This window comes from Nocardiopsis halophila DSM 44494, from assembly GCF_000341245.1.
GTDB lineage: Bacteria > Actinomycetota > Actinomycetes > Streptosporangiales > Streptosporangiaceae > Nocardiopsis_A > Nocardiopsis_A halophila.
On record NZ_ANAD01000203.1, the window covers coordinates 1 to 10,170 of the forward strand.

At 73.5% G+C, this 10,170-nt stretch carries 11 protein-coding genes, 1 rRNA gene and 1 pseudogene; 5 read left to right on the top strand and 8 right to left on the bottom strand.

What is annotated here, in order from left to right; all coding sequences use genetic code 11:
- The first annotated feature begins 96 nt into the window (after positions 1-96).
- Positions 97-1,818: an ATP-binding cassette domain-containing protein gene (locus tag D450_RS31065; protein ID WP_449289482.1), complete on the top strand. Its 1,722-nt coding sequence runs from the start codon at positions 97-99 to the stop codon at positions 1,816-1,818.
- 130 nt (positions 1,819-1,948) lie between these two features.
- Here D450_RS31065 and D450_RS0123185 read toward each other — a convergent pair whose 3' ends face one another.
- On the bottom strand, positions 1,949-2,617 hold the full coding sequence (locus tag D450_RS0123185) for an MBL fold metallo-hydrolase (RefSeq protein ID WP_017541018.1): 669 nt from the start codon (positions 2,615-2,617) through the stop codon (positions 1,949-1,951).
- Positions 2,618-2,627: 10 nt separating this feature from the next.
- Positions 2,628-3,587, bottom strand: coding sequence for an aldo/keto reductase (locus D450_RS0123190; protein ID WP_017541019.1), 960 nt, complete (start codon positions 3,585-3,587; stop codon positions 2,628-2,630).
- 224 nt (positions 3,588-3,811) lie between these two features.
- Here D450_RS0123190 and D450_RS0123195 point away from each other — a divergent pair, with 224 nt between their 5' ends.
- Positions 3,812-4,279 (top strand): MarR family winged helix-turn-helix transcriptional regulator, encoded by a 468-nt coding sequence (locus D450_RS0123195; protein WP_017541020.1) that lies wholly within the window; start codon positions 3,812-3,814, stop codon positions 4,277-4,279.
- A 19-nt stretch (positions 4,280-4,298) separates the two neighbouring features.
- Here D450_RS0123195 and D450_RS0123200 read toward each other — a convergent pair whose 3' ends face one another.
- The 3 genes from D450_RS0123200 to D450_RS0123210 form a co-directional block, all read right to left on the bottom strand.
- Positions 4,299-4,871: a Uma2 family endonuclease gene (locus tag D450_RS0123200; protein ID WP_017541021.1), complete on the bottom strand. Its 573-nt coding sequence runs from the start codon at positions 4,869-4,871 to the stop codon at positions 4,299-4,301.
- Between the two features lie 120 nt (positions 4,872-4,991).
- Positions 4,992-5,276: a hypothetical protein gene (locus D450_RS0123205; protein WP_017541022.1), complete on the bottom strand. Its 285-nt coding sequence runs from the start codon at positions 5,274-5,276 to the stop codon at positions 4,992-4,994.
- Between the two features lie 114 nt (positions 5,277-5,390).
- Complete coding sequence (locus D450_RS0123210) at positions 5,391-6,317, bottom strand: LysR family transcriptional regulator (RefSeq protein ID WP_017541023.1); 927 nt, start codon at positions 6,315-6,317, stop codon at positions 5,391-5,393.
- A 73-nt stretch (positions 6,318-6,390) separates the two neighbouring features.
- On the opposite strand from D450_RS0123210, the gene D450_RS31070 reads away from it, so the two are divergent.
- Positions 6,391-7,329 carry a DMT family transporter gene (locus tag D450_RS31070; protein WP_017541024.1) on the top strand — a complete coding sequence of 313 codons (939 nt, stop codon included), beginning with the start codon at positions 6,391-6,393 and terminating at the stop codon, positions 7,327-7,329.
- Positions 7,330-7,349: 20 nt separating this feature from the next.
- On the opposite strand, the gene rrf is transcribed toward D450_RS31070, so the two are convergent.
- A 5S ribosomal RNA gene (gene rrf, locus D450_RS0123220) occupies positions 7,350-7,468 on the bottom strand.
- 321 nt (positions 7,469-7,789) lie between these two features.
- Between rrf and D450_RS31075 the strand changes: the two are divergent.
- A pseudogene (locus D450_RS31075) lies at positions 7,790-8,596 on the top strand (putative protein N(5)-glutamine methyltransferase); the annotation flags it as partial.
- Here the strand turns inward: D450_RS31075 and D450_RS0123240 are convergent.
- Positions 8,580-9,035 (bottom strand): MarR family winged helix-turn-helix transcriptional regulator, encoded by a 456-nt coding sequence (locus D450_RS0123240; RefSeq protein ID WP_039820862.1) that lies wholly within the window; start codon positions 9,033-9,035, stop codon positions 8,580-8,582. The pseudogene D450_RS31075 and the gene D450_RS0123240 sit on opposite strands and share 17 nt — an antisense overlap.
- 140 nt (positions 9,036-9,175) lie before the next feature.
- On the opposite strand from D450_RS0123240, the gene D450_RS0123245 reads away from it, so the two are divergent.
- Positions 9,176-9,550, top strand: coding sequence for a cupin domain-containing protein (locus D450_RS0123245; RefSeq protein WP_017541028.1), 375 nt, complete (start codon positions 9,176-9,178; stop codon positions 9,548-9,550).
- Between the two features lie 77 nt (positions 9,551-9,627).
- Here D450_RS0123245 and D450_RS0123250 read toward each other — a convergent pair whose 3' ends face one another.
- On the bottom strand, positions 9,628-10,080 hold the full coding sequence (locus tag D450_RS0123250; RefSeq protein WP_017541029.1) for a VOC family protein: 453 nt from the start codon (positions 10,078-10,080) through the stop codon (positions 9,628-9,630).
- Between the last annotated feature and the right edge of the window lie 90 nt (positions 10,081-10,170).

Sequence of the window (10,170 nt, forward strand, 5' to 3'; positions counted from 1 at the left end):
CTGGTCGCCGTCGGCGCAGGGCAGGCGGGCGCGGCGATCGCCTGGGCCTCACTGGTCTCCCGGCTCGCCGGCGGCTCCGTCCCCCTGCCTCCGCTGCTGCCCTGGGCGGGCGGGCTCGTCGCCGCCACGGCCGGCCTCGTCTTCGGCGAGCGGGTGCTGGCCGAGAGGCTGGGCCAGTCGTGGGTGGCCGACGTGCGCGAGGCCCTGTTCCGCCGGGCCACCGACGCGCCCGCCCGCCGGCCCGGCCGGGGCCGCTCCACCGGCGGCGCGTCGCTGCGCATGATGGGCAACCTCGGCGCGCTGCGCCGGTGGGCCGGGCTGGGCCTGGCCCGGCTCGCCGTCGCGGTGCCGCTGCTGGCCGGGTGCCTGGTGGCGTTCGCGGTCATCGCCCCGCCGGTCGCCGCCGCCGTGGGCGCGGTCGCCGGGGCGGGCCTGGCCGCCACGGTCGCGCTGTCCCCGTGGCTGCGCGCGGCCCACCGGGCCGCCCGGCGGCGCCAGGCGCGCGTCGCCGGGCACGTGGTGGAGCGGATCGGCAAGACGCCGGTGGTGCAGGCCTTCGGCCGGGAGCGGGCCGAGCGGCGGGTCCTGGCGCGCCGGTCGCGGAGCCTGGCCCGGGCGCACGTGCGCCGGGCCCGCGCGGTGGGCGCGGTGCGCGCGGTCGGGGAGGCCACGACGCTGGCGGCCACCGCCGCGGCGCTGGTGGCGGCGGCCGCCTCGGGCACCGGCCCGGCCCAGGCGACGGCGGCGATCGCGGTCGTGGGCATCATGGTCACCCCGCTGCGCGACCTGAGCCGGGTGAGCGAGTACCGGTCGGGGTGCGCGGTCGCGATGCGCCAGGTCCGCGCCGAGCTGTCCCGGCCCCGGCGCCGCCGACCGGGCGCGAGCGCGCCGGAACTGCCGCCGGGGGGCGGTGCCCTGGACCTGGAGCGGGTGCGGGTGGAGGGCGTGTTCGCGCCGATCACCGCGCACGTGCCGGCCGGGTCGGTGGTGGCGGTCACCGGGCCCAACGGCGGCGGGAAGTCCACCCTGGTCTCGGTGCTGGCCGGGCTGGTGCCGCCGGATTCGGGACGGGTCCTGTTGGACGGGGGCGATGTGAACGCGTCCCGGGCGTCCTCGGTGCGCCGGGCGGTCGGCGTGGTCGGGCCGGACCTGCCGCTGCTGCGGGGCACGGTCGGGTCCAACGTGCGCTATGCCGACCCGCGTGTGGGGGGCGCGCGTTTCCGCGAGGCGGTCGGCGCCGGGGGCCTCGACCCGCTGATCGCCGAGCTGCCGCTGGGACTGCAGACCCCGGTGCGGGAGAACGGCGGCGGCCTGTCGGCGGGCCAGCGCCAGCGCGTGGCCCTGGCCCGCGCCCTGCTGAACCGCCCCCGCGTGCTCCTGCTGGACGAGGCCGACGCCCATCTGGACGCCGAGGCGGCCGAGGTGATCGACACGGTGGTCGCCGACTTCCCGGGGACGGTCGTGGTCGTCACCCACCGCCCCGAGCGGCTGGGGGGCGCCCGCNCTGAGCGGAGGCCTGCTGCGCACGGATCAGCGGTCCAGCCCGGTCCGGTGCGCGTAGGCCGCCGCCTCGGTGCGGTTCCGCAGGCCGGTCTTGGCGAACGCGTTGTTCACCTGCGCCTTCACCGTCGATTCCGCGATGAACAGGGCCCGGCCGATCTCGGCGTTGCTCAGCCCGCGGGCGATGAGGCCGATCACTTCGGCCCCGCGGCGGCCGCCCGGACCGCCGTCGCGATGCCGTCCCTCCCGGTGTCCTTCGTCAGGTCGCCGTGGGCCCCCGCCCGCAGGGCCGGCGCGATGGAGTCGTCATCGTCGTAGGTGGTCGGCACCAGCACAGCGACGCCGGGCATTGCTGGTCCTCGGGCTCCGGGACCGGGACCCGCGAAAGGTGGAGTTCGGGGTGGAGCCCGGGTGGAGGGCTCAGTGCGGAGGGCCCGGTGCGGAGGGCTCAGTGCGGGCGGAGGAAAGGGTGGATCCCGCGCTCCTCGCCCAGGGTGGCGGTGTCGCCGTGGCCGGGGAGGATCCGGGTCGTGTCGGGCAGGCCCGCGCAGTGCCGGGCCAGGGCCGCGCGGAGCCGGCCGGCCGCCTCGGGCGAGCCCCATGTCAGCCCCAGCTCGCCCTTGAGCAGGGCGTCCCCCGTGAACAGCACCCGTTCGCCGGACGCGGTTCCGGTGACGTGGACGAGCACGGAGCCCGGCGTGTGCTCGCCGGTGTGCAGTGTCTCGACGGTCAGGCCGGCCAGTCGGAGGAGGTTCCGCTCGCCGTGCAGTTCCTTCAGGTCGGCGGGCTCGGTTGCGGGGTGCCCGTCGAACAGGTGCTGGGGGACGTCGTCGGGGAGGCCGCGCGCCGGGGCACCGACCATGAACCGGTCCGCGGCGTGCACGTACACCGGTGTCCCGAAGTGCTCCGAGAACGGGACGGCGTCCCAGGTGTGGTCCATGTGCCCGTGGGTGAGCAGGACGGCCTCCGGTTCGAGCCGGTGCCGCGCGATGAGGTCCGTCAGGCCGTCGAACGCGTCCTGCCCCGGGTCGATGACGATGCAGCGGTGTCCGTCGCCCTCGGCCGCGATGTAGGTGTTGGTCTCGAATCCCCCGGCGGGGAAACCGGTGATCAGCATGGTCTCCCCCTCAGTAGCGCGTACCGACCGGGGCCGGCACGTCGTCCAGGACGGCCAGGTGCTCTTCGGACAGCACCACATCGGCCGCCGCCGCGTTGTCCCTCAGGTACCGGGGCGTCTTCGTCCCAGGGATGGCGACGACCTGAGGCCCTTGGGCCAGCACCCAGGCCAGCGCTACCTGCGCCCCGGTCGCTCCCAGGTCGGCGGCGACGTTCCGGACGCGGTCGACGATGCTCTGGTTGGCGGCGATCGCCTCGGCCTGGAAGCGCGGTGTGCGGTGCCTGCCGTCCACCTCGGGGAGGTCGGTCGGCGAGGTGATCCCTCCGGTCAGGAACCCCCGTCCCAGGGGCGAATAGGCGATGAAGGTGATCCCCTCTCGTGTGCAGTGGTCGAGGACGCCGTCGGCCAACGCCTCCCGGCTCCAGAGGGAGAGCTCCGTCTGGACGCTGGAGACGGGGTGGATCGCATGGGCGGCACGGATCTGCTCCACGCTCGCCTCGGACAGCCCGATCGCGCCGACCTTCCCCTCCGCGACCATCTCGGCGAGCGTGCCCCAGCTCTCCTCCAGGGGGACCTCCGGGTCGACACGGTGCAGCTGGTAAAGGTCCACGTGGTCGACGCCCAGGCGTCCGAGACTGCCCTCCAGGGCGGACCGGAGGTGCTCGGGACGGCCGTTCCGGTGGCTGGCGAACGTCGTCGGGTCGTCGACGACGAGTCCTCCCTTGGTCGCCAGGTAGGCGCGCTCGCGGTGGCCGCGCAGCGCCCGCCCGACGAGCTCCTCGTTGGTGAACGGACCGTACTGGTCCGAGGTGTCGACCAGGTCGACGCCGAGGTCGAGGGCCTCGCGGACGACCTGGACCGACACGGCGTCGTCCCGGCCGAGTTCGTCGTACCCCCACGACATGCCCATGCAGCCCAGCCCGATGGCGCCGACCCGCCTGCCCGTCGCACCGATCTCCCGTTCGATCACGGCCCTGCTCCTCTCGTCGCCTTCCGCGCCGTCTGCGCCTTCTGCGCCCGCCGCGGGGTCCGCGGACGTCCGCGGTGGACCGACAGCGTAACAGAGGTCTGTTTCATGACAGAACTCTGCTTCAATGGAGCCACGACGCCGCACCGCGCTCCGCAGAGGATGCGGAGCAGGGATAATCGGTGGTCGCCCCAGCACCGGAGCGGCGGCGGAGAGGTGGCAGAGCAATGGTGAAGGAGACCCCGGCCGGGGACGGGCCGACGAGCGACGTGGGCGCCGGGCGGCTCGGACAGACGATCAAGCGGACCGAACAGGCGCTGATCAACCGCAAGTCCCGCGTTCTCAAGGAGTTCGGACTGACGGTCCCCCAGTACGCCGTGCTCCTGGTCCTCTCCGCCTCCGAGGGGATGTCGGCCGCGCAACTCGCCCGGGAGTGCATGGTCACCCCGCAGACGATGGCCACGGTGCTGACCAACCTGCACCGGTCCGGACACATCGAGCGGAGCCCGTCGTCCTTGCACCAGAAGATCACGGTCAACCGGATCTCGGAGTCCGGACGCGCCCTGCTGACCCGCGCCGACCAGGCGGCCCTCGCCGTGGAGGGCGCCCTGTCAGCCGAGTTCAGCGCGAGCGAGCTCCAGGCGTTCGAGTCCTACCTGGAGCGCGCCGTCGCGACGCTCACGGCCGGCGACTGACGCGTGAAGGCGGCCCCGTTCAGGAGCTGTAGAGCGGGAGGACCCCGGTGTCGATCGGGGAAGGCAGCGGGGCCGGCAGTTCCACGGGTTCTCCGTACGCGCCGTGCACCTGGCCGCGGTACTCCCCGTCCCTGGGGCGGGTGTGCAGGGCCCAGACTCCGGTACGAGGATCCAGGACGAGCAGCACGGCGACACCCGCGCGCGCGTACCAGCCGTTCTTGTCCGTGATGTCCTTGGCCTTCTCGGACTTGGAGATCACTTCGACGGCCAAGGCGACGTCACCGGGGTCGGCCAGCCAGGAGTCGTCCTCGTCCCAGTCGACGGGGAGGATCGTCAGATCGGGCGTCGCATAGTCGTCCTCGTCCTCTGGCAGCGCTATCGACGTCACCTCGTAGGGAGCGAGATCCGCCGGCAGATGAGACTCGATCTGGACGCGCAGGCGACGAATCGTTCCGGCGTGCTTCCCACGTGGAGTGGGGGACATCACGAGACTGCCTCCGATGATCTCGACCCGCAGCCCGGTGGAGGCCTCGATGCTTTCGGCGACCTGCCGAAGATTTCCCGGCCGCGGATGCATCACAGGAAGGGTCACGGGCGCCCACCTCCTTATCGGCGGTCGTTCTCTACCGTACCGGGTCCGGCTCAGGCAGGACGGGGACTTCCCGCGCCCCCTACCCCGGTGTCGGGCCACCACCCCTGGAGCAGGGACGGGTCAGAGGCCGAGGCGTATGCCGATCGCAGCGATCAGCAGGAGGACGAAGTCGAGCAGGAAGAACCCCGCCCCCAGCCAGAACCCCCACAGGGCCAGAGCGCGCCCCCGCAGCCCTCGTGTGTGGGTGAGGCGCAGTGCGACGGCCCCGGTGATCGTCGCGGCGGCCGGGAGCGCCGTGAAGAGCCCGAAGGCGGGCGTCGCCAGCGCACCGATGATTCCCAATACGAAGGCGGTGACGGCCGAGGCCGACATCTGTGGCGGGTGCCCCGCATAGGTGTGCGACATGGAGGCCTTTCCAGGGACGAGCCGGTCGGAACGGAAGCGGGGAACCCCAGGGGCCGGGGCGTTCCGAGCGTATCGGGAAACGGACATTTCCCGCCTGCCGCCACCTACTCCCGCTTACGACCACGCCGTCTCGGACCCGCCCGACGTGAGCCGTCCGGCCCCGGTCCGGATCGCCTCCAGGAATGCGCGCACCGGAGGATCGTCCGCCCCCTCGCGCCAGACGGCGGTGATGTCGCGGTGCAGCCCCTGCTCCACGGGGACGAACCGCACCCCCGGCGTCTCCGGGTACCGCGCCGTCTCCGGCACCAGGGCGACCGCGAGACCCGAACGCACCAGCTCCAACTGGGTCGGCATCTCGGTCAGCGTGTAAGGGATCCGGGGATCGAAGCCGGAAGCGCGCGCCACCTGCACCAGACTCTCGTAGGGCTCCGTCCCCGTCGGACAGCTCGCCCACGACTCGTCGGCCAGCTCCTCCAAGCGCACCCGGGCGCGCTCGGCCAGCGGGTGCCGACCCGCCAGGGCCACGCGGACCTCTTCCCGCACCAGGCGCTCGACCGCCGCACCCGCCGGAAGCGCGAGCGGCCGCGGCGACCAGCTCTCGACCACCACCAGGTCCAGCTCGCCGCGCATCAACCGGGGCAGGAGGGCCACCGCCTCCCCGTCGCCCACCGACGGCTCCACGCGCGGATGCCCGGCGTGCAGCGCGGCCAGGGCCGGTGGTACCAGCGTGCGCAGCGCCGTGCCGACCCCGCCCAGCCGCAGCGGCCCCAGGACCTCCTCCCCCAGGTCGTCGAGGTCGGCCCTGGCCTGCTCCAGCTGCGCCCCCACGCGCGCCGCATGGCCCGCCAGCACGCGCCCCGCCTGGGTCAGGCGGACGGTGCGCCCATCCGGTTCCAGAAGGGGCCGGCCCGCCTCCCGCTCCAGCCGCGCCAGCTGCTGGGACACCCCCGAGGGGGTGACGTGCAGGACGCGCGCGGCGGCGGCGATGGACCCGTGCTCGGCCACCGCGGCCAGGGCCCGGAGGCGGTCGGTACTGAACACATGAGCGATGCTACCGAGTCATCGGCACAGATCATCGCTTTTGTTTCACGGTCAGCACGACCAGAGTGGAGGCATGCTCCTCCGCCGCACCGGTCGCCGCGCCGCCCCCTTGCCACTCGCCCTCTCCGGGGCGGCCTGCACCTCGCTGTCGGCGCCGATGGTCAAGGCGTCCGGCGCCGACGCCGGGACCGCCGCCTTCCTCCGCTGCGCCCTCGCCCTGCCGCCGCTCGCGCTGCTCGCCGCCGCCGAACTCCGCCGCGCCGGCCCCCGCCCCCGTCGGCTGGTGCTCACCGACGCGGCCGCCGGACTGCTCCTCGGCGCCGACTTCGTGCTGTGGGCCGCGAGCATCGAGCTGGTCGGCGCGGGTGTGGCCACCGTGCTGCTCAACGTCCAGGTCGCCGTCTTCCCCCTGCTCAGCCGCGTCACCAGCGGTGAGCGCACACCTCCCGGGTTCTGGCCCGCGGCCGCCGCGATCCTCGCCGGGCTGGCGCTCGCCTCCGGTGCGCTCACGCCCGCCGGGAGCGGCGGCGACGCCGTTCTCGGCCTGCTGCTCGGCGCAGGCGCCGGCACCGCCTACGCCGGATACCTGTTCCTCTCCCGGCTGGGCGGGGGCCGGGGCCACACCGCGACCCCGGTGCTCACCTCGACCGCCGCGGCCGCGCTGTCCGCGGCCGCCGTCGGCGGGCTGTCGACCGGCCTGCACCCCGGCGCGCTCGACGCGCACGGGTGGGCGTGGATGTCGGCGGTGGCGCTCTTCGGACAGGTCCTGACATGGATCCTGGTCGGCGCGGCCCTGCCCCGCCTGGCCCCCGGTGTCGGCGCCGCCGTCATGGTGCTTCCGCCGGTGATGGCGCTCGGTGCCGGCGCCGCCTTCCTCGGCGAGCGCCCGTCCCCGCTCCAGCTCGCCGGATGCGCGGTGGTGGTCGCCGCGGTGTGGGCGGTCGAGCGCGCCGGGAAGAAGGGCGCCAAGGGGGGCAAGAAGGGGGACACAACGAAAGAGGGGACCCGCTAGGGTCCCCTCCTCGAAAGAATGTCCGGCGGCAACCTACTCTCCCACCCCACACCATGGAGGCAGTACCATCGGCGAGAAGAGGCTTAACGACCGGGTTCGGAATGGGACCGGGTGTTTCCCTCTACCTATGACCGCCGAAACTCTAGACCGCCACCCCCGAAGGGGCGCGGAAGCCTTTGTTTCGAACGGGACCAGCATAGCACCGCTCGTGCGGTGCACCAACTCGTGTCCGCGAACACATGCCGCCTGAGCTGCTGGTAGCCTCGGCGGGCATCGATCGGACCCGGCCGGAGGAGGTGAGCCCCGTACTCGCAATGCACGCCCGGGCGCTCGTCTCCGACCGGCACGGCGGACGGCCGTTCCGGCCTGCCTAGGAGAGCGCCCCCGCTCCCCGGAAGGCCGTTCATGCCCCCCCCCTTCCCCACCGCCGCCGTCACCGACGCGACGCGGCGGCTCCNCCCCCCCCGCCGCCGTCACCGACGCGACGCGGCGGCTCCGCACCGCGGGCTGCGTCTTCGCCGACGACGAGGCCCGCCTCCTCGCCGAAGCCGCGGAGGACCCCTCCGAACTCTCCCGCCTGGTCGACCGACGCTCCGGCGGCCTCCCCCTCGAGCACCTGCTCGGCTGGGCCGCCTTCGGCGACCTGCGCATCGCCGTCGGCCCCGGAGTGTTCGTCCCCCGCCCGCGCTCGATGTTCCTCGTGAAACGTGCCGCCGCACGCGCCCCCGCCGCCCGCCCCGCGGTCGTTCTGGACCTGTGCTGCGGCGCCGGCGGAATCGGTGCCGCGCTGGCCTCCCTGCTCCCCGGGGCCGAGCTGCACGCCGCCGACTCCGACGCCGCCGCGGTCGGCTACGCGCACCGCAACATCGCCCCCTTCGGGGGAAGAGCACATGTGGGCGACCTGTACACGGCCCTTCCCGCAGACCTCCGGGGACGGGTGGACCTCCTGGTCGTCAACGCCCCGTACGTCCCGTCCGGCGAGATCGACCTGCTCCCCTCCGAAGCACGCCTCTACGAGCCCCGGGCCTCGCTCGACGGGGGATTCGACGGAGTGGACGTCCAGCGCCGCGTCGCCCGAGTGGCCCCCGACTGGCTCGCCCCGGGAGGACACCTCCTGATCGAGACCAGTGCACGACAGGCCGCCGCCACGACGGGCGCCGTGACCGAGTCCGGACTGGCCGCCACCGTGGAGTCGTGTGAGGACTGGGACTGCACCGTCGTCGCGGGCACCGCCCCGGACGGGGCGCGGATCACCACATCGGCCTGAGAGGACCGTCACCGGCCATGTGCTCCAGGTCCCGCCGGAGCCGGACCATCCGGTCCGCGCCGAGGGCCCCGGACCACGCACCGGCCGCCTCGGCGGCGGCCTCTTCGGCCGCGCGCATGCACGCGCGCCCGGCATCGGTCAGCTCGACCAGCCGGGCGCGCGCATCACGCGGATGAGGGCCGCGTCGGACATACCCCTTGGTCTCCATCTCGTCCACGAGCTGGGCCGCCGCCTGCTTGGTCATGCCCAGGTGCGCGGCCAGCCCGGTGATCGTTCCCCCGCCGGCGGCGAGGAAGGCGAACGCGAATCCGTGTGTGGGACGCACATCGGTGAAGCCGCGCCGCGCCACCCCGTCGTCGATCCGCTCGACCATCCGGGCCGCCGAGGCCATCAGCGCAAAGGCCAGACCGACACCGTCCTCGTTCGTGGAAGGGTCCATGCCCCCATACTGATGCATTGGTCAAGCCTCTTGACCATGAGGGGGCAATCAGGTCAAGCTACTTGACTACATGGTCATTCCCGACCGCCCGGCCGTATCCACGACGCATCCATCGACGAGCACGAGGACCTGGAGACGCCATGCCCCTCATCCGACCCGGCGACGCACGCGTCCACCGCATGCACGGCGCCGAGTTCACCGCCTTCGCGACCTCCGCCACCGGCGCCGCAGAGCTGCGCGCCTGGCGGCTCGACGTCCCCGCCGGCACCGAAGGCGCCGACCACACCGTCACCCGGGAGGAGGTCTTCCTCGCCCTCGACGGGGAGATCAGCCTGTCCATCGACGGCAGGACCGAGCACCTCGCCCCCGGCGACGCGGCCGTGGTACCGGCCTTGTCGCGGCTCCGGCTCGACAATCCCGGTGACACCCCCGCTCGGGTGTGGGTCACCGCACCCACGGGCCTGGCGGCCGTCATGCCGGACGGGTCCCTCGTCCGTCCCCCTTGGGCCGCCTGACGACGCCGCGCACGACGGCGGTGTCGGCGCCGGATCCGTTCACCCGGCGTCGACACCGGACTCCGCAGACTCCGCCGTCACTGAACGCAGAACTCGTTGCCCTCGGGGTCCGCCATCGTCACGTGGACGCCCTCCGCCTCCTCGACGCGCGCCAGGATCGTGGCCCCCAGGGCTTCAAGACGGGAGACCTCGGCCTCACGCCTCTCCGGCCCGACGGTCAGGTCCATGTGCAGGCGGTTCTTCACTCGCTTGCCCTCAGGCACCTTGAGGAAGAGGATCCTGTGCTTCGCCTCCCCGCGCTCTTTCGAGTCCTCAGGGTGCCGAATCCCCGTCCCCTTATTGAACACACGCCGACCGTTGCGGACCATGTAATCCGCCTCGGTGACGTAGCCCTGCTCCACGAGGCCGGCAATGAAGGCGTCATGGTCCTCCACCTCGTATCCGAGGGCCGCCGCCCAGAAGTCCGCCTGCGCGTGGGGGTCACCGCTGTCGACGGTGAGCTGCCAGTTGATCGCCGGTGTCGCTGCCATGGTTCGCCTCCCTCGAACGGGACGGGACACCGTCCCTGGGGACACGCTATAACCGGCCGGCCACGTTTTCACGTGTTCACAAGCCACCGC